Raw genomic sequence first — 19647 nt, forward strand, 5'->3', positions numbered from 1 at the left:
TGTTTGACAATGAATATGATTTAGCCCTGGCTGTGATGGAGGGCATGGAATCACGAAGTGAACAAGGTGGGTATACGATGGAGCGTTTTAGGTTTAAATCATCCTAGCTACTTATGCGTAAACTCGACCGTTGAGATAATAGTCTCGCGTACCCTTAGCGTTGATGGCTTCTCCCAATCGATTTAAAGCATGGACGTAAGCCGCTGTTCGCATCGGAATCGCTAGTTCCTGAGAAATTGACCAAATTTTCTCAGTTTCTTCGACCATTTTTTCCATTAAACGTTGATTGACTTCTTTGAGTGTCCAATAAAGTCCGCTACGATTTTGTACCCATTCAAAGTAGCTGACTGTAACGCCGCCCGCATTGACTAAAATATCGGGAAAGACGTAAATTCCCCTTTCTTCCAAAATTCTGTCAGCGGCTGAACTAACCGGGCCGTTAGCAACTTCAAAGATATATTTTGCTTTGATATCCTTGACATTCGCCTCATTAATTTGATTTTCTAAGGCGGCGGGAATCAGGACATCCACATCTAAAGCTAAAAGTTCCTCATTGCTGATGACTTCGTGTTCATCCATGTGGCAAACGGTGTCTTGGCAGTAGAGGGCTTTAATACCTTTGCTGGAGACTTTATATTGCCGAATACTGGGAATATCTAAACCTTTTTTGGAATAGACACCACCTTGGGAATCGCTAACCGCAACAACTTTATATCCGGCTTTGTAGAGTAATTCTGCTATCTCTGCACCAGCATTCCCAAATCCTTGAACGGCTACGGTTGTCTCTGGAGGGAGTCGATCGACTTTGCTCATGATGCTTTCAATCACAAAGAAAGCACCCATGGCGGTAGCAGTATCTCTGCCTAAACTACCCCCCATTGTTAACGGTTTGCCAGTGACAACGGCTGGGGTAATTTGACGGCGGATAATACTGTATTGATCCATCATCCAACCCATAATCATGGGATTGGTGTATACGTCGGGTGCTGGAATATCCACGTCAGGGCCAATAAAGTCTGCGATCGCATCCACATATCCTCGACTCAGCCGTTCTAACTCCATCTTCGAGAGTTCTTTCGGATTCAGCGTAATTCCCCCTTTTGCCCCACCAAACGGTAAATTTAATACCGCACACTTAAAGGTCATCCAAAAGGCTAAGGATTGCACTTCATCCATTGAAACATTGGGGTGATAGCGCACCCCTCCTTTAGTCGGACCTCTGGTGTCATCGTAACGGACACGATAGCCCTGAAAAATTCTCAAAGTGCCGTTATCCATCCGGACAGGAATTGAAACAGCTAAACTGGCTTTTGGATATTTTAAGTGTTCGGCTGCATCGTCGGAAATAGAAACAAATTTTAGGGCTTGTTCTAATCTTTGGCTAGCATCAGCAAATAATGAGTCTGACATCCCACGATTCCTCCTGTTGCGCGATCAAGCTGGTATGCAAATACAAATTTCAATGTAAGAGAAGCAGAACTGTGTAAATTAAAGTGACCTTTAGGGCTGGAAGGGGATAATTTTCAGTAGTCTTTAGTCCCTGATGTGTTTCCATTTCACTTTTGCGAAGCTACAAATTAGAGCGCTCTAATCTATTAAAAAAAGAGAGAAGAAGCTAAAATGTCCCGGTGAAAAAAGTGAACTGTATGATGCATAACAATTACCCATTACAAACCCTACAAGTAATGTTTAATTACATCACCTGCTTCAGTAGATTCTCGCAATAGAAAACGATTGCTTTGGCTAGGGTTGTTAATTAAGTAGGCAAAAACCACATCCCCTCTAAACCCATTTTTCAATCGGTAATCTTGCGAGTAGCTCATCGTCGAGTTTCTCTGCAAAGTGAGGATTTTTTGTTTATTTTTACCGACTTAATAAGTGTGCGCGTCGTGTGCGCTTAGCACGTATTGCAATTAATTTTCTTTCTTGGAAGACGCTTAACTTTCCCTACCAACATTAAAACACAAAAAAAACTGTATTATATGTAACATTTTAAGAATAAGCGACACAATTCCGGTTTAAGTGGAGTTTGGGACAGCGGATGAGGGGGGATGACCCATCAGCGCAGTCCTTACTTATGAAATATCTTGGAAATTAGTGGCAACCTCTCTATAGCAGTGTGAAACTGTAAACAGAGGAAACCTTCTCATTTGTCCTGATGTCAAGCAATCAGTTCTTGTGTCGGCTGAATTCTTATGATTGAAATCTTAGCCGCACTCTCTGCGTCTGCGGCGGCAGGGATGAGGGTAGCTCTGCCCTTACTGGTCATTGGTCTACTGCACAGTACCAATCTCTGGTCAAGCGTGCCCCTACTGTCGCGCTTTCCTCCTCCTGTCGTTTTAGGAGTGCTAACCAGCTGGTCGTTATTTGAGCTGTTCGCCTCAAAAAAGCTGTTGGGTCAGCGCGTATTGCAACTGATCCAGCTAGCTTTCAGCCCGATTGTCGGAGCGATTATGGGCGTTGCCGTTGCCCAAATCACTGGCGCTTCCACTGGGCTTCTCTGGATAGTTGCCGTGGTAGGCAGCTTATTAGCGTTCGTCCTCCAGCTAGTTCAGGTCGGCTGGTTCTACCGCTTGCGGCGTCTACCGCTGTGGGTCGTCTTTTTGCAAGATGTTCTGTGCGTTGTCTTGGTCGTCTTCGCTTTTGATGCGCCCAAGCATGGAGGACTCATCGCCTTAATTTTGTTGTGGCTGGCTATTCGCAGCTCTAAGGAATGGTATCGCTGGTATCGAGGACACAAACGCTCTAGAGCCAACTATCAGCAACCCGACTGAAGGAAGACAAAAGTAAAAAGGCTCTTGTACAAAACAAAGGATTGTTTGTAGTTTTGCTTTTTTACTTTTTAATTTTTACATGAGTCCGACAAAGTGTAGAGGCCCGCGACCGCTAATTAACTCGATTACCAAGGCAAGAAAGCCCAGCATTGCCAGACGCCCGTTCCAGACTTCTGCTGCTGTGGTCATGCCCCATTCCCAGCGCTCTTGAGGATACATTTTGACTTTCTTCTTGAGCTGTGTGACTTGGGATAACTTCAGGCTGGGGGCGTCGAGAGCATCAATCACCAAAGTCGCCATTGCTTCAATAAAGCGGGGATGTGTATCTAATGCTGGCACGCGGCGGAAGTCGTGGATGCCAGATTCTTCTGCCAGTTCGCGGTACTCGACGTCAATTTCTTGTAAGGTTTCGATATGCTCGGAGACAAAGCTAATCGGTACAACTAACAAATGTTCGACTCCCTTGGCTCCTAGTTCTTTTAGGGCGTCTTCGGTGTAGGGTTTAAGCCACTCAACTGGCCCGACTCGACTTTGATAAGCCAGGGTGTGGGGATTAGGTCGATTGAGGGTCTGCATAATTAGAGCAGTACAGTCCTCAATTTCTTTTTGGTAGGGATCTCCGGCTTCTTCAACGTAGCTGACGGGAACGCCGTGAGCGCTAAAAAAGAGATGAACTTGGTCGGGATTGGGAAATTGGTTGAGTTCTTGGGTAATCAACTCAGCCATTGCTTGCAGGTAGCTGGGTTGCTGATACCAGGAAGGAATGACGGTGTATTCAATTCGGCTAAGTGCTGGGTCTTCCTGCCATAGTCTTTCTAAAAGGCGGAAGCTGGAACCGCTGGTGCTGATAGAAAACTGGGGATAGAGGGGGAGAATTACCAGGTGTTCTATGGCGTCGCGTTTGATGCGAGCGATCGCTTCTTCTGTAAAGGGATACCAGTAACGCATCCCGATGTAAATATTCGCTTCTTGTCCTTGTTGCTGCAATTTTGCCTCAAGCGCTTCTGCTTGGGCTTCTGTAATCCGCCGCAGTGGGGAGCCACCCCCGATTACCTGATAGTTTTCTTGCGATTTCTTGGTTCTTAAGGTGGAAATCAGCCACGCTAAGGGTTTCTGTAGCCCAGAAAAGGGTATGCGAATAATCTCTGGGTCGGAAAACAGATTAAACAGAAAAGGTCCAACATCCTCTAAATCATCCGGCCCACCCAGATTTAGTAGCAAAACTCCTACACGACCCATAGCGGTTACAGTTTCCAAATCTTTCATTTTCGTTACTGATTTTAACAATAATATTCTTTTAAAGGTTCGGGTCTGCAATAAGAGATACAGATTTTAACTAGGAGTGGAGTAGTGGCTACTATTTTAAGGACTTGGAGTTATCAACACCAATGGCTGTATGATGCGATCGCTCGTTTAGCTGCTGTGAGTGTAGGCGGGGAAGCAAGATTTCGTCAACTGGCTTTGCAAGGGTTAACGATCGATTCAGAAACCAAAGTGTTAGACCTCTGTTGTGGCAGCGGTCAGGCAACCCAAGTCTTGGTGAAATATTCCGAAGATGTCACGGGTCTAGATATCTCTCCCGTATCCCTGGAACGGGCGCAGCGGAACGTCCCGCAAGCGAAGTATGTGGAAGCCTTGGCAGAGGATATGCCTTTGCTGAGCGATCGCTTTGACCTCGTGCATACGAGTGCTGCCATGCATGAAATGGAACCCGATCGATTGCGACAAATTCTCCAAGAAGTCTACCGGGTACTCAAACCAGGAGGCATCTTTGCCTTGGTCGATTTTCATCGTCCCACAAATCCGCTATTTTGGCCTCCAATCTCCCTATTTTTGTGGCTGTTTGAAACAGAAACCGCTTGGCAGTTGTTACAGACGGATTTGCCTGGGTTGTTGCAGGAGATTGGGTTTAATCTGGTGGAAGAACCTACTCTCCATGCAGGTGGAAGTTTGCAGGTGATTCACGCCCGGAAATAAACTACTCCAGAACGCACTCCAAACAGAGCCAGAGGGAAGCAGCGCGTCTACTCTGCATTCCCAGATACACGAATTAGCTACAAATGAGACGCCTTCTCTTGCCTCACAAGCGGCTAATCGCCACCAGAAAATCAAGGAAATATATCACAGATGAAAAGCGAAACAATTGAGCTGTTATCAAACCGGGAGTTGGATAAAATGCGTCAGGCTGGGCGCTTGGCGGCTGAACTCCTCAACCATCTCGAACCGATGGTCAAGCCAGGAGTCAGTACCCTAGAAATCAACGATGAAGCCGAACGCTGGACTTTAGCTCACAAAGCGAAAAGCGCCCCGCTGGGCTACAAAGGATTTCCCAAGTCTCTTTGCACCAGCATCAATGAAGTGGTCTGTCACGGCATCCCTAGCGCTAAACAGGTTCTAAAAGAAGGAGACATCATTAACATTGATGTGACGCCGCTGGTGGATGGCTACCACGGCGATACCTCTAAGACGTTTTTTGTGGGTAAGCCCTCACCCACGGCGAAAAAGTTGGTTGAGGTGACGCTGGAGTGCTTAAACAGAGGAATTGCTGAAGTCAAGCCGGGGGCGCGGATTGGCGATATTGGGGCAGCGATTCAAGAGTACGCTGAAGGAGAAGGTTTTTCTGTGGTACGGAACTTCGCGGGACACGGTGTTCACCGCATTTTCCATACTGCACCAGAGATTCTCCATTATGGTAGACGCGGAACTGGGAAGCGTCTGAGACCGGGCATGGTTTTTACGATTGAACCGATGATTAATGAGGGCACTTGGGAAGTCGAGGTTCTCGACGATGGGTGGACGGCTATCACACTCGATCGCAAGCTCTCCGCCCAGTTTGAGCATACGGTGGCTGTCACTGAGGAAGGCGTCGAAATCCTTACCCAAGCTTAAGGATAGACGGTTCCCTCATCAAAGGTTGCTTTGTCGCGCTGGAGGAATTGTTGGGAGGTTGTGAGGAGCGTAGATGTGCCAGGTTTTGGCTAAACGATCTAAAATTGTCTGGCTTCTAACGGCGTTGTTTCTGTAATTCCGTGACTTGTGCTTCTAGTTTGTTGATACGCTGCTTGAGTTCGATAACCAGAGTGGCTAGGCGGTCAAACATGGGGTCTGCTGAGGCGGGTCGATTGCCTCTAGGGGCAATGGGAGGCGCTGGCTTCGTTGAGCCAGTTCTTTGAGTGGACTGGTTCAGCCCTAATACCTGCGACTGTAGCTGATTTATTTGCGATCGCAATTGATAAGTTTCGGATTCCAATCTAGAAATCCGCGATTCTAAGTAAGATGACTCTTGCGCCAGTGTTTGTTTGGGCAGGAGGGCGATTCCCAACATGATGGCAAGACAAAGCAACTCTATTTTTTTGAACATACATTATTGATCCTCTCAGGTAGGACAATTCGTGTGTTGGTGGTTGCATGGGGCACTCAGCGATCGCTTTATGAAAGCGATCGCACTAAATTAAATCAGAACAAGCAGGCTGTGTGGGTGTATCGATTGATTCAGGCGCTTGGACTTTGGTCTTTCTAATTTTTGATTTTTTGCTTTGCGTCCAGCTACAGATATCACGAGCTAGCTGTTTCCCATTGACTGCACAGTTAGAAGCTTTTTGGGTAAACTCTTCTACCGATGTAGTCGGTTTGCCCGGTTGAGACTTCACAAGACCATGAGCGCATTCATTCCGGTCGTAGCTCCAGAGCCTCACCGCATCAATCAAATCTTCTCTGGTTTTATACGGAACTTTCTCATCCCGCCTTTTCCATTCCTGAAGCAATCTTCCAAGAAAGGTTTCTTTATTCGTAAACTGATGAGTTTCGCCTGCTTCTTTCAGTCTAACAACTAAGTAACTCAAAAGCCGATCTGAAATGATGCTTTCCGCAATCATAATTGATTCTAGAAAAAACTCTTTTTGAATTGCCTCTTCCATGCGCTCAAAGGCAAACTTATAGGATTGAAATTTGATGATATTTTTGGTTGTTGCAGTTTTCATCCTATTAACCTTTGCGAGAGTCGGAAGTATGGCACCTAGAACAGATCAGCCAAATTACTCAAAACTTAAGTTGTGTACTCAGCGTTAATCTTCACATAGTCATAACTTAAGTCGCACCCCCAAGCGACACCAGAACCCGAACCATTCCCGATGCTCAGCGCGATCGCAACGGTCTGATCTTTAAAATTAGTCGGCGATGCAGGACGACTAAACGCAACAGGTTGACCGGACTCTACTTGCATTAAGTCATTACTGGAATCAGTGCTAAGTACCTCTTTTGCCGACGCTGCCGCCGCTTGTTTTAAATAAGCACTCGCCGCCGCCCGATCGAAGGGCAAAGGTTGACCATTTTCCATTAATAAGAAGTCCCCTAGCTGAATGCGGAGATGTTCTTGATCGAACAGCACCCCGGAACGACCCGCCGCTGCGGCAATTCGTCCCCAGTTAGGATCGCGCCCAAACACGGCTGACTTGACTAAGGATGAACCGACAACGGTTTTGGCAACCTGACGGGCAGCTTTTTCATCAGATGCGCCGGTAACTTGTACTTCAATTAAGCAGGTAGCCCCTTCGCCATCACGGGCGATCGCTTTCGCTAAATATTGGCAAACTTCAGTCAGCATCGCCTCTAATTTCTCGGCGTCTGGTCCCATTTCGGTAATCGCCGGGGTGCGAGATTCTCCGTTTGCTAAGGCGATCAGCGTATCGTTGGTACTCGTATCGCCATCTACGGTAATTTGGTTAAAACTTTGGTCGGCGGCTCGACTTACCATTTTTTGCCATAGGGAGGGAGCAACCGCCGCATCGCAAGTGACAAAAGCCAGCATCGTCGCCATGTTGGGATGAATCATCCCAGATCCCTTTGCCATACCGCCGATTCGCACCGGGCGATCGCCAAAAGTTGTCTCTAGGGCAATCGATTTCGTCACTAAATCGGTGGTGACGATTGCTTGTGCAGCTGCATCGCCGCCGGTTTCAGAGGCAGCGGCGACCAATTTAGGAATTCCATCTCGGAGGGCATCCATCTTAATTCGTTGCCCAATGACGCCTGTAGATGCCAATAAGATAGAGTCAGAGGAAATATTCAGCACTTGAGCCAACATCTGAGCGCTTTCAATTGCATCGATCCAACCTTGGGAACCCGTGGCGGCGTTGGCTTGCCCAGCGTTGCAGAGAATTGCGTGGGCGCTGTGTTTGACAGAGAGCTGCTGACGGCAATAATCGACACAAGCGGCGCGTACCTGACTGGTGGTGAAGACGCCTGCTGCGATCGCTTCTACCTCTGAATAAATTAATGCCAAATCTGGTAAGCCTGAAGGCTTCAGTCCGGCAGCAATTCCAGCCGCCCGATACCCTCTAGGAGCCGTTACTCCACCACTAATAATTTGCCAGTTTGTCATCACTCCCCCTGAAACCTAAATGATGCAAATTTTAGCAATTCTCAGGGCTGACAAACTGTTACTGAGTCATAAATTAAATTGGGGGCGATCGCGTTGCGCCCAACAAGTCAGTTCGCTTTGTGGATGCTCTCTACAGTTTACGTCCCTTCTATGTGAGCGATTGGGAAGACGCGATCGCCGTTAAAAACGTAAGATTTCTCTTTCGTAGTTTTCTGGACCTGGCTCTATTTCCCACACCAATCCTTCTCCAGGTGCCAGAATGACATCAACGTAAAGCTGGTCTACAGCAGTCGTGGCAATATCTTCGTTGTTTTCAAAGGGTTGTAAGTCCTCAGTCAGAAGTCTGAGGGTAAATCCACCGGGAATGCTTGTACCGATTGATAAATTTCGCAGCTCAAAGCGCCAGCTTCGCTCCTCTGGATTACCTAGGGGGATGACTTGCAATTCGTATTGTTGACCGGCAATGTCCAATCGGCGAGACAGTGCGGTGAGCATCGGCGTGGGTTCTGCGCTTCTAGCACCCGCAAAACTCGGTTGAAACTCAACCCGTCCCCAACCCAATTGCTGTCCGACTTCTGAGACACCCATCCGGAGCCATTGCAGAATTGACCACTGCTCCGGTAGTCCTTGCCGTCGTTCGTACAAACGCTCTCGCCAGCCGCCATGCTCTAGTAACGCTCCCCAGATAGCAAAAGGCACTTCTAGCCGAGGCGCTGTAATTGCAGTGTTTGCTAAACGCTGGATCAAATTTTCTGCTTGTGTTGAGGATAAAGGGGTCATTGGTGCAACCTCGGTGCGGGTCGCTTCTTCCGGGCAAAGTTGACGCGCCACCCACAGAGCATTGATGTCTGGAATTACGTCGCTTTCATCTAAAGAATAAGTGCGATCGCTCGCATCATAATTTCCTCTCGTCTTTAGCTGTTGATGAGTGCAGTACCCCCAAATCCTGAGCCACCCATTATCCGGATCGACTTGCACGGCTAGGTAATAATCCCCAACCCAACTGGGTATATCTACCCATTCTTGCGGCACCCGCAATTCGCTCAAGTCGATGGCTTCGCTGACAATGAAGACGAATCGCGTTGTCCCTAATTCAATCGCGGTTCCATTCACCACTTCCCAGCCGCTGGGTAAAGCGCCAACACTAGGCCAAGCTTTCGCTCTTGGTTCGTACTCTTCTCGCAGCCAAGATAAAATTGCACTCAGGGAAATTTGATTGAGATAAGCATTCCAACGACTACTGAGTGTAGAAAAAGATTGGCTTTGTTGTTGCGCCTGATTTTGAGCGGTGGGCGAGATTTCTAAGCACAGTTGAGTCGGATCGGTAAAGGCAAATAAGGCGGCGTCATAGGTCATTGGGGCTGCTCCCTGTGGGTTAGGGTGTCAAGATGGCTGTAGTGGGTTTTGAGCCATTCTTCCAGCACTGCACTGGTATCTTTTAGTACGTCTGAGGTCAAGGAAATATGCAGGGTGTTCTGGCTCCATTGAGCCAGCGCCAGCAGCAAGGATTGCCGTGCCTTAGAAAGCCGACGAGAAACCGTATATTGCTGAATTTCCAACTGCTGAGCAATCTGCTGTTGATTTAGCTGCTGAGTGTAGTACATCTGCAATAGTTGTTGGGCTTGGGATTCCAGCTTGGCAACGGCTGCGACTAAAACTGCGTTAATTTCAGCTAGCTGAGAATTGCGGCTTTGTTCTTCTTCCTGACTAATAATTTCGGCAAGTAAAGATGGAGATTCAGTTCCAGAGAGCGTCTCCAGGAATTCTCCAGAATCTTGTCCTTCCCTGGGAGTATTCAGGGAATTAAACGTCGGATAGAGATAGTCGCGTGCAGCTTTCGCACAACTCAGCAGCCACTTTTCCAACGTTTCGGGATGACATTCTGCACCTTGTCGTTGTGAATTGTAATTGTACAGGGTTGAGATCGCGTTCCAAGCAGCAGTGTCTGGTTTCGGAAGTTTGCGGCTGACGACAGTTTGCGTCGGGACATACACCGCCTTGAAACAGTTCCAAGCGAGAACGTAACTTGCGATCGCTTGCGAAGATAACCCCGCTGTTTGCAAAGCCTCAATGAGTCGCTTTTGGCTGATTTTACGCAACAATCCCCAAGGCGTGCAGATATCCACTTCCCCGCGCTGGCGCAGGTTTTCGCGGATCAGATTGCCGAAAATGGCACTCGCGTAATTTTTCAGTGCAAAACCTTGGCTAGGGTTAAAGCCTTTGAGGACTTTATCAACTTGCGCGATCGCGATTTGAAAACAGTCAGCGACAGTATTCTGTCCGCTGGAAAAATTTGCAGCCGTTTTTTGAGCCACCCAATAGCCAGTTTCTTGGAGATAAGCGGCTAGATGCCATGTTCCCAGGGAATCACTCATTTTGGGCGATCGCGCCAGACTCTCCCCCTGAAATTGCCTTTCCTTGTACCAGTAAAGCACCCAATATTTTTCTGAAGTTTCTGGTTGTGGCAGCTGACTCATGCAACCCAGCATACTTCGCCGCAGTTTGGCATCTGTCACCCAACCACTGAACCGATCCGCATCAAATTGCAAGAACGTCGAAAAAATTTCAATGATGTTTTGCCGAGTCTGCATAAAAAATCGCCAACCGACATAGAGAACAACAGACGGGATTTAGCAACGCTTCCCGAACTTGACTACAGGAACTCAACAACGTTTCCCAAACCTTACTACAAAAAGTTAGCAAGATGGTCAGACTTAATTTTCGTTTTCGGTTTCGACCCTCTTTGCAACATATTTGGTTAGAGCCATTTAAAATTTATGAGCGTTGCGCCGAGGGAATTTAATGTAATGGGTGCCTGGAGAGAAAAGTGGCAATAATTTCTAATTGAATCCCTCAGTTTGAATCTTAACTTCCTCTCATCTAGGGAAATGTATTTCTATTACTAAATCTAGGTTTCTCGTGCAGAGGCTAGATAGGGAATCTTGCGATCGCAATTGGTTTCAAGTCTTAAGCTATCTTCTCTAGAGAGAGCGATCGCTTTTAGGTAAGTCTTAATACATTCGCTGTAATTTTAGCTACCGAGTGGGGCATTTTTGATGTATTTCCTCCGCGGTATTATTCGAGCCATTAAAGTGTAAGGTTGAGGTAGTCAGTTTTTTAATGTAGATTCTTCTAAACTCAGCCCCATCTGCATTGTATATAATAAACCCCTGCGGAATAGGTTTATAAGTTCCAGGCGTTGAAAACATTTTTGACCATTGGTTATTAGAATTCCACAGACCTTGGACATAGCCATCTGCTGTATACACCATTCTGCTATGGTTGCATTGCCCTGGTGGACTCCATTCACCAACCAGCAATTTGTAGTTAATCTGCGTTTCAGCGTTTGCGCCGGGGGTGAAGCTTGTTAGTAGTAGGGCGAGAATGACGGGATTACTGCCGATTAGCTTTCTTAGTTTCATCCTTGCGGCAGTGTTTGAAATCTGCGATCGCTTAACCATAATCTCTTCTAATTTTTAAACCTCAACACTTCAATTCTTCACCCGATAATGAAGCAATAAGACACCACTTTCATAGATTTTGCTGTCGGTGAGTTCTACAGCGGTTTGCTTGATGACTCCGGAAAAAAGTGGAATGCCCGATCCGAACAGTACCGGACTCAACTTCAGGATGATCTCGTCAATCAAGTTTTCGCCAAGAAGCATTGTCGCTAAATCCGCGCCACCGCAAAGGTAAATGTCTTTGCCCGTTTCATTCTTCAATTTCCTGAGCAATTCAGCAATATTGTCTGAAACGAGTTCAACATTCTCATCCGGACTTTCCTTCATCGTCCGCGAGAAAACGTACTGCTTCATCGTTGGATAAGGATTGGTAACGCCGAGCTTCAGTCCGAACTCGTATGTCCTACGTCCCATTAAAACGACATCAAACTGCTTGAGCGATTCGAGATAATCGGTTATGTGTTCGCCTTCCGTAGGAAAACCATCAACTGTGTGATCTTCGTGGGCAATAAACCCATCAATGGTGCAAGCTACGTAATATTTTAGTCTTCGCATATAGCAATTCTGGTTTGGATGCAGTCCAGTTTAACCCCACCCTGGCTCCTCCCCACAAGCTTTCGCCTTTGAGGAGTTCCACACGTCGCTCGTCCAAGATGCCCTTTGCATTTGCAATAAGGGGTGATGCTCGTCCAGCGTCCATTTGGCTATCGTTACGGTCATAGCGAATGCTTCTTGTCAGCTAGGCGATCGCTTTCTTTTCGATATTCTCACTTCACAGCATAATCTACCAAGATTACCCGTCTGTCCGTTGCACTCGGCGGAAATTGACGATAACTTTAGCTCTCCCTACAGGCTGGAGGGATTCATGAATTCAGGATCAGCGATCGCCTCTAGTTGAGGAAAGTGGATAAACATCATTAAATGGGTTTAATAAGCAAAACTTAATCAGACTGTTTATTGGGTTAAGCAAGGACATCCAAGTAAATTTCTATGATTACCATTGGATTTTTCATGAACAAGTCTGCCTAATGTATGCAATTCGAGCGATCGCGCTGCCTTAATGTAGGTCTTATCGCAAATTCAGCGTTTTAGATAATCACCCATTAATCAGCGTATTCGTTTAGCTAATCACAGTGTCAAATCTAAAGAAAAAATTTATAGATACCATTGGATTTTTCACTGATAAGTTGCGTTTTTTAGCTATTCATTTACCAATTCAAGGTGGTATATTCACTTTTAACGAAGAGCGCAAGCAGCGTTGCTAACGCAAAGAAGCTAACGCGACCGACTTTAGCAAATTTGTTTGAAGCTAATTGCCGTAACTCTATCAGTAGGTTCGCGGCTTAGTTTTAGCAAACAACCATCAATTTTAGTGCAGTAAACCTTTAACCAGTGCAGGAAAGAGGTTTCTTCTGCCTCTAATTGTCATGGCTTTTGCGTTCAAGAAGCATTCTTTTTATTAAGATAGCTTTCCTGCCAAAAACACTAAACAAGATTTGTAACAAGGAGGCATTATGAGCCAATTTTCTCGACTTTCACGCCGCAAATTTATTTTAACTGCTGGGGCATCTACTGTAGTTTCTTTATTGCTAAAAGGGTGTTTAGGAAATCCTCCCGAACCAGGCAACAGCACTCTAGCGCAGACAACTACTGGTGCTGCGCCTGCTGCTAACATCAACCCAGAACAAGCGCCAGAAACTTCTAAAGTAAAACTAGGATTTGTCCCCATTGTAGAATCTGCTCCCCTAATTATTGCTAAAGAGAAAGGTTTTTTTGCTAAATACGGCATGACGGAAGTTGAAATTTCCAAACAAGCTTCCTGGGGTTCCATGCGGGATAACACCGAGATTGGTTCAGCCGGTGGCGGTGTGGATGGCGGTCAATATCAGATGCCAATGCCGCATTTGATTGCTGAAGGTATTATCACCAAAGGTAATCAAAAAATTCCCATGTACTTACTAGCTCAGTTGAATACTCATGGGAATGGAATTGCCCTTGCTAGCAAGCATCTAGGGAAGGGAATGTCATTAAAAATGAACGGTGGAACTGCATTATTCAACCAACTCAAATCAGCAAACACTCCGTTTACAGCCGCCCATACGTTTCCCCAAGTTAACCAAGATTTCTGGATTCGCTACTGGTTAGCAGCAAACGGCATTGATCCAGATGCTGATATGAAATTAATTCCCGTACCATCTGCTCAAACTGTTGCCAACATGAAGACGGGGACGATGGATGCTTTCAGTACAGGTGACCCCTGGCCCTATCGAATTGTTAAAGATAAGATTGGCTTTATGGCGGCATTAACCGCGGAAATTTGGAAAAATCATCCTGAAGAATACTTGGCTTTAAGAGCAGATTGGGTTAATAAAAATCCCAAGGCAACTAAAGCAATTTTGAAAGGTATCATGGAAGCGCAACAGTGGTTAGATAATTTTGATAACCGGAAAGAAGCAGTACAAATTCTCGGTTCGCGGAATTATTTCAACCTTGCACCAGAAATTCTTGAAGGCCCAATGATGGGCAAATACGATATGGGCGATGGTCGCGTCATTGACGATAAATCAATGGCACCTTATTACTGGAAAGATGAAAAAGGTAGTGTTTCTTATCCCTACAAGAGCCACGATCTTTGGTTTATCACCGAAAGCGTCCGCTGGGGCTTTTTGCCTGAATCTACATTGGCAAATGCTAAAACCATTATTGATAAAGTCAACCGGGAGGATATTTGGAGAGAAGCGGCCAAAGAAGCAGGAATTGCTGCTGCTGACATTCCGACAAGTACATCTCGTGGCGTTGAAGAATTTTTTGATGGTGTTAAGTTCGACCCAGAAAATCCCACAGCTTACCTGCAACAACTGAAAATCAAGAAAGTGAAAGCTTAGTCTGTTGTCAGCCGCTAGTTGATAACAAATAGCAGACAACGGACAAAAAACAGTAGACCAATTACCCATTCCCAATTACCCAAGTTTAGGAGAAGACTGTCCATGACAACGCTACAAAGACGCGCTTCCACTACTTCCCAGAACGCCTGGTTGTCCCGCCTAAACAAGCAATTTCCCGACCTGATACCGCCATTTATCGCGATCGCTATTTTCCTCCTCGTGTGGCAGCTGTTCTCTTGGACTCCGGGTGCAACGCTACCAGGCCCCATTCAGGTAGTCAAAGACACTTGGATACTAATTTTCTGGCCTTTTTATGACAAAGGCGGTACAGACAAAGGTTTGTTTTGGCAAATTCTCGCTAGTTTACAACGGGTGGCTATTAGTTACTCCTTAGCAGCGATTATCGGTATTGCCTTGGGCATCTTGATTGGTACGAATAAATTGATGTCCAAAGCCTTAGATCCTCTCTTCCAGTTATTGCGAACTGTACCGCCTCTAGCTTGGGTGCCAATTTCTTTGGCAGCATTGCGCCAAAATGAACCAGCCGCCCTTTTCGTAATTTTTATCACCGCTATCTGGCCTATCTTGATTAATACAGCGGTGGGAGTGAAGCAAATTCCTCAAGATTACAACAACGTCGCCAAAGTTTTGCAGCTTTCACGGAAAGAATACTTCTTCAATATTCTCATTCCTGCTGCTTTACCCTACATTTTCACAGGTTTGAGAATTGCAATCGGTTTGGCTTGGTTGGCAATTATCGCAGCAGAAATTGTGATGTCCGGTATTGTCGGGATTGGCTTCTTTATCTGGGAAGCGTATCAGAATAACGCAGTTAGTGAAGTTATCTTGGCTTTAATCTACATCGGTGTTGTTGGTCTGGTGCTAGATAAAGCGATGGCTTGGATAGAAAGGCGGATTGTACCTGAAGCACAAAAGTAACTAATGGCTAATAGCTAATGGCTAATTGCAATTAGCCATTAGAAACTAACAACTGACAAAGGGTAAGGGACAAGTAGATGAGCGTTTTTGTTGCTGTTGACCAAATTGATAAGGTGTTTTCGTTAACCGGGGGTGGCACCTATGTTGCTCTCAAAGGAATTGACCTCCAGATAAAAAAAGGAGAATTTGTTTCTCTAATTGGTCACTCCGGTTGTGGTAAATCCACGCTGTTAAACATGGTGGCGGGTTTAGATTTGCCAACTGAAGGTGTAGTGACGTTGGAAGGTCAACGCATTACTAAACCCGGCCCTGACCGGATGGTAGTATTCCAAAATTATTCACTATTGCCTTGGCGCACGGTACGGGAAAATATTGCGTTAGCTGTGAACTCGGTAATGAAAGATTTGCCAGCCGGGGAACGCAAAGCAATTGTAGAGCAGCATATTGATATGGTAGGGTTGCGCCATGCTGCTGATAAACCACCAGCTCAATTATCGGGTGGAATGAAACAGCGGGTAGCGATCGCCCGCGCCCTCGCGATTCGTCCCAAGTTACTGCTACTCGATGAACCGTTTGGGGCATTAGATGCGCTGACGCGGGGTAACTTGCAAGAACAGCTGATGAGAATCTGCGAAGAAAACCAAGTCACCGCCGTTATGGTGACTCACGATGTCGATGAAGCGGTGCTGTTGTCTGACCGAATTGTAATGCTCACCAATGGCCCAGAATCCAAAATTGGTCAGATTCTGGAAGTTGATATTCCCCGTCCCCGCAAGCGGATGGAAGTCGTAGAACATCCCAGCTACTACAGCTTGCGGAGTGAGATGATTTACTTCCTCAATCAGCAGAAACGGATTAAGAAAATTCGCGCTAGGAAGACGACAGCGATCGCGCGTCACGGACTAGAAAAAGTTAATCTCGATATTGGCTTCTTACCCCTAACCGCTTGTGCGCCTCTAGCGATCGCTAAGGAAAAAGGCTTCTTTACTAAGCATGGACTGGATGAAGTCAACCTAATGCGCGAAACCAGCTGGCGGGGAATCACCGATGGTATAACTGGCGGATATTTAGATGCCGCCCAGATGCCCTCCGGAATGCCCATCTGGTTAACTCTAGGAGGTCATGAGAACCGCCCCGTTCCGGTCGTCACCTCCCTGACCATGACCCGCAACGGCAACGCCATCACCCTCGCCAAGCGCTTCTACGAGGAAGGCGTGTACAGCTTATCTGATTTTAAAGAGTATCTGCATTCCACTCCCGATCGTCAGCACCGGATGGGAATGGTGCATCCCAGTTCCATGCACAACCTGCTGCTGCGTTATTGGCTGGCGGCTGGAGGTATTGACCCCGACCGCGACGTATCCCTCAAAACCATCCCTCCCGCCCAAATGGTTGTGGATTTGCAAGCCGGAACGATTGACGGTTACTGCGTCGGGGAACCGTGGAATCTCCGCGCCGCGGAAGAAGAAATTGGCTTTACGATTGCGACAGACTTAGAAATTTGGCTGGGACACCCAGGTAAAGTTCTCGGTGTTCGGGAAGACTGGGCAGCAGCTTATCCTAACACCCACATCGCCTTAGTGAAAGCTCTCTTGGAAGCTTGCAAATACTGTGCAGATACGGCGAATGCCCAAGAGATTCGGGAGATTTTGGCGCGGCGGGAGTATGTAAGTACCGATTTAGCTTACATCCAGATGGGAGAACCAAATTTCTCTGCCTGTAGCTTAGACCATCCAATGCGCGAGTATGCCCATCACCAGTTTTACGGCGAAGGTGGTGTCAACCGTCCCAGTCGAACTGAGCAACTTTGGATTATGACGCAGCTGGCGCGTTGGGGCGATACTCCTTTCCCTAGAAATTGGGTAGAAATTCTGGAACGAGTCTGTCGAGTTGGTGCGTTTAGCACAGCAGCGCGAGAACTGGGTCTTGATATTAGTTATACTCGCGGCGCAATTCAACTGTTTGATGGCACTCCTTTTAACGCCGATGACCCAATAGCCTATCTCAATAGTCTGCCGATTAAACAGGATTTTTCAGTTGCGGAAGTGGTCATCGATTCAAGGACGAAGACAGCCGCCTAATTTACAGAAACCCAGACGAATGTAATTCGCGGCTATACAAACACCGCTGGCGCGGACTGAATTTAAAACTTGCGAAGGCAGGTAAAGTCTCGTGTAGCCGCTATTTCTAATCGCCCTTTCTAATCGCCCAGTTTTGCTCCCACCGTTTATTTACCCCCTCTACAGCCATGCAAGCTTTTAACTTTCAAACCCCAACTTCTTTCACTCAAAACTCAAAACTCAAAACTCAAAATACTAGTTCTCCATTTTTGGTGATTGAAAATGTCTCCAAAGTTTATCCAACGCCAAAAGGTCCTTACACGGTTCTGGAAGACGTTAACCTCACCGTACAGCAAGGTGAGTTTATCTGTGTCATCGGTCACTCTGGCTGTGGCAAATCAACGCTGCTAAATATGGTGTCGGGTTTCAGTACGCCCAGCAGCGGCGAGGTGCGAGTTGGCTCTAAGCGCATCACCCAACCGGGGCCAGACCGCATGGTAGTATTTCAAAATTACGCTTTGTTGCCTTGGCGGACTGCGTTTGAAAATATTTATCTAGCAGTTAACGCAGTTTATCCTAATAAGCCGGAAGCTGAAAAAAGGGCGATTGTCAGAGACCATTTAGCAATGGTGGGACTCACAGAAGCTGCTGACAAAAAGCCAACCCAACTATCCGGCGGGATGAAACAGCGAGTCAGTATTGCCCGTGCTTTGGCGATTCGCCCCCAAGTCTTAATTCTCGATGAACCTTTTGGAGCGTTGGATGCAATTACTAAGGAAGAATTACAGGAAGAATTGCTGAAAATTTGGAACGATAACCGAGCGACTGTATTAATGATCACTCACGATATTGATGAGGCTTTGTTTTTAGCAGATCGCTTGGTAATGATGACGAACGGCCCTCATGCTAAAATTGGCGAGGTGATGGAAATTCCTTTTCCGCGTCCGCGCGATCGCGCCCGAATCATGGAAGATCCGCAATACTACAAATTGCGAAATCACGCTTTGGATTTCCTCTACAATCGCTTTGCTCACGACGAATAAAGCAAAAGGCAAAAGGAAAAAACAACACGTCTTTTTTCCTTTTGCCTTTTACCCCGTTAAGTATAAAAAATACTAACGTTTTTAAAATAATCTGAATGGTGTATCTATAAAAAGAGATTGACAAAATGTGGAGAAGCAAGAGGTTAACAAAACAAATTAGAGCAGCTTTCAAAGATGAAAACTTCTTGCACGCGCTGGAAACTATAGAGGGCATTGTTTCCAAGGTTCTTTCAGTTGCTATGATCTTAGTTATTCTGTTAGCAATTTGGAATCTAGGAGTTTATCTGGTACAAATACTGGTTAGCCAACCAGAAGATGAGCCTTTTACCAAAACATTGTTCAAAATATTTGGATTATTTTTAAACGTTTTAATTGCTCTTGAAATTTTAGAAAATATCACTGCATATCTAAAAAAGCACGTTATTCAAGTTGAGTTAGTAATTGTTACTTCTTTAATCGCTGTTGCTCGAAAAATTATTATTCTAGATTTAGAAAAAACTTCAGGAGTTGACATAATTGGGTTAGGAATTGCCCTTTTATCTCTTGCGATTAGTTATTGGATTATTCGCTACATGAACACCAAATAGCATCGCGAATAAAAAAAAGGTTGTGAACTAGAGATTGGCACCCGCACTAGCAGACTAAAGTACCCTTAATGGGAAAATTCAAAGAGGTACTAATAATTAATCCTGATTGAATTCCATTAAAATTTTGATGGAATCTAGCAGGTGTGGAGAGTCAAATATTGGGACAAAACTTAACGTTACAACGTGTACTTTGTTCGGAAAAATCGTTAATTGAAATTATTAAAAATATTTCTTATGAAGGGCAGCTTCTCCAACATGAGGAGAAGCTTTTTTTATTTCTACGTATCTAAAATAAAGTTTAAATTTCCCTAATAGCATTCTAGCTAATATAAATTACCGAAAATAATGCTGCATAGGTATCCTGATGGCTTTCGGGAATACCGAGCAGGTTAGCACAGCTATTAAATATCCGGTAGTGCTGAATAGTAATGGTCACGAACGAAGAGAGGCATTGTAATGATGCACAAAGTACCAAATTGCCCCAATATGATTGCTCAATTTTTTAGAGAACGATAACG

General features: G+C 45.9%; 19 protein-coding genes and 1 pseudogene. 8 read left to right on the forward strand and 12 right to left on the reverse strand.

The annotated features are described in order from the left end of the window. Positions 1–111: 111 nt before the first annotated feature. Together H6H02_RS25450 and H6H02_RS25455 are read right to left on the reverse strand one after the other, a co-directional pair. Positions 112–1410: a Glu/Leu/Phe/Val dehydrogenase gene (locus H6H02_RS25450; RefSeq protein WP_190823061.1), complete on the reverse strand. Its 1299-nt coding sequence runs from the start codon at positions 1408–1410 to the stop codon at positions 112–114. A 266-nt stretch (positions 1411–1676) separates the two neighbouring features. Then, the gene (locus tag H6H02_RS25455) at positions 1677–1823 is read right to left on the reverse strand and encodes a hypothetical protein (RefSeq protein ID WP_190823063.1); all 147 of its coding nucleotides are present in this window, start codon (positions 1821–1823) and stop codon (positions 1677–1679) included. Between the two features lie 372 nt (positions 1824–2195). On the opposite strand from H6H02_RS25455, the gene H6H02_RS25460 reads away from it, so the two are divergent. Next, positions 2196–2774, forward strand: a complete 579-nt coding sequence (locus tag H6H02_RS25460) for a DUF4126 domain-containing protein (RefSeq protein WP_190823065.1) — start codon at positions 2196–2198, stop codon at positions 2772–2774. Positions 2775–2849: 75 nt separating this feature from the next. On the opposite strand, the gene hemH is transcribed toward H6H02_RS25460, so the two are convergent. Continuing rightward, on the reverse strand, positions 2850–4013 hold the full coding sequence (gene hemH, locus H6H02_RS25465; protein ID WP_190527278.1) for a ferrochelatase: 1164 nt from the start codon (positions 4011–4013) through the stop codon (positions 2850–2852). A gap of 111 nt (positions 4014–4124) precedes the next feature. On the opposite strand from hemH, the gene H6H02_RS25470 reads away from it, so the two are divergent. Next, complete coding sequence (locus H6H02_RS25470; RefSeq protein ID WP_190823067.1) at positions 4125–4751, forward strand: methyltransferase domain-containing protein; 627 nt, start codon at positions 4125–4127, stop codon at positions 4749–4751. 150 nt (positions 4752–4901) lie between these two features. Next, positions 4902–5663 (forward strand): type I methionyl aminopeptidase, encoded by a 762-nt coding sequence (gene map, locus H6H02_RS25475; RefSeq protein ID WP_190823069.1) that lies wholly within the window; start codon positions 4902–4904, stop codon positions 5661–5663. 115 nt (positions 5664–5778) lie between these two features. Here the strand turns inward: map and H6H02_RS25480 are convergent, their stop codons facing one another. From H6H02_RS25480 to H6H02_RS27815, 8 genes are all read right to left on the reverse strand, one after another. Further along, the gene (locus H6H02_RS25480; protein WP_190823071.1) at positions 5779–6135 is read right to left on the reverse strand and encodes a hypothetical protein; all 357 of its coding nucleotides are present in this window, start codon (positions 6133–6135) and stop codon (positions 5779–5781) included. Positions 6136–6220: 85 nt separating this feature from the next. Continuing rightward, complete coding sequence (locus H6H02_RS25485) at positions 6221–6754, reverse strand: hypothetical protein (protein WP_190823073.1); 534 nt, start codon at positions 6752–6754, stop codon at positions 6221–6223. Between the two features lie 65 nt (positions 6755–6819). Next, positions 6820–8154, reverse strand: coding sequence for a bifunctional ornithine acetyltransferase/N-acetylglutamate synthase (gene argJ / locus H6H02_RS25490; RefSeq protein ID WP_190823075.1), 1335 nt, complete (start codon positions 8152–8154; stop codon positions 6820–6822). Positions 8155–8334: 180 nt separating this feature from the next. Then, the gene (locus H6H02_RS25495; RefSeq protein WP_190823077.1) at positions 8335–9510 is read right to left on the reverse strand and encodes a DUF1822 family protein; all 1176 of its coding nucleotides are present in this window, start codon (positions 9508–9510) and stop codon (positions 8335–8337) included. Continuing rightward, positions 9507–10745, reverse strand: a complete 1239-nt coding sequence (locus H6H02_RS25500) for a sigma-70 family RNA polymerase sigma factor (RefSeq protein ID WP_190823079.1) — start codon at positions 10743–10745, stop codon at positions 9507–9509. Before H6H02_RS25500 ends, H6H02_RS25495 begins: the two co-directional genes overlap by 4 nt. A gap of 444 nt (positions 10746–11189) precedes the next feature. After that, positions 11190–11576 carry a hypothetical protein gene (locus tag H6H02_RS25505; protein ID WP_190823081.1) on the reverse strand — a complete coding sequence of 129 codons (387 nt, stop codon included), beginning with the start codon at positions 11574–11576 and terminating at the stop codon, positions 11190–11192. A gap of 69 nt (positions 11577–11645) precedes the next feature. Then, positions 11646–12170, reverse strand: a complete 525-nt coding sequence (locus H6H02_RS25510; protein WP_190823082.1) for a dihydrofolate reductase family protein — start codon at positions 12168–12170, stop codon at positions 11646–11648. Positions 12171–12200: 30 nt separating this feature from the next. Further along, a complete protein-coding gene (locus H6H02_RS27815) occupies positions 12201–12335 on the reverse strand; it encodes a hypothetical protein (RefSeq protein ID WP_277922602.1) in 135 nt (44 codons plus the stop codon). A 794-nt stretch (positions 12336–13129) separates the two neighbouring features. Between H6H02_RS27815 and H6H02_RS25515 the strand changes: the two genes are divergently transcribed. The 5 genes from H6H02_RS25515 to H6H02_RS25535 all read left to right on the forward strand — a co-directional run bounded on the left by H6H02_RS25515 (position 13130) and on the right by H6H02_RS25535 (position 19129). Continuing rightward, complete coding sequence (locus H6H02_RS25515) at positions 13130–14500, forward strand: CmpA/NrtA family ABC transporter substrate-binding protein (protein ID WP_190823084.1); 1371 nt, start codon at positions 13130–13132, stop codon at positions 14498–14500. Between the two features lie 102 nt (positions 14501–14602). Further along, the gene (gene ntrB / locus H6H02_RS25520) at positions 14603–15439 is read left to right on the forward strand and encodes a nitrate ABC transporter permease (RefSeq protein ID WP_190823086.1); all 837 of its coding nucleotides are present in this window, start codon (positions 14603–14605) and stop codon (positions 15437–15439) included. Positions 15440–15516: 77 nt separating this feature from the next. After that, entirely contained in the window at positions 15517–17520 is a 2004-nt protein-coding gene (locus H6H02_RS25525; protein WP_190823089.1) for a nitrate ABC transporter ATP-binding protein, read from the forward strand. A 167-nt stretch (positions 17521–17687) separates the two neighbouring features. Continuing rightward, positions 17688–18542 (forward strand): nitrate ABC transporter ATP-binding protein, encoded by an 855-nt coding sequence (locus H6H02_RS25530; RefSeq protein WP_190823092.1) that lies wholly within the window; start codon positions 17688–17690, stop codon positions 18540–18542. A gap of 125 nt (positions 18543–18667) precedes the next feature. Next, positions 18668–19129 carry a phosphate-starvation-inducible PsiE family protein gene (locus tag H6H02_RS25535; RefSeq protein WP_190823094.1) on the forward strand — a complete coding sequence of 154 codons (462 nt, stop codon included), beginning with the start codon at positions 18668–18670 and terminating at the stop codon, positions 19127–19129. 432 nt (positions 19130–19561) lie between these two features. Here H6H02_RS25535 and H6H02_RS25540 read toward each other — a convergent pair. Next, a pseudogene (locus H6H02_RS25540) lies at positions 19562–19647 on the reverse strand (IS1 family transposase); the annotation flags it as partial.

The organism is Coleofasciculus sp. FACHB-1120, from assembly GCF_014698845.1.
Taxonomy (GTDB): domain Bacteria; phylum Cyanobacteriota; class Cyanobacteriia; order Cyanobacteriales; family FACHB-T130; genus FACHB-T130.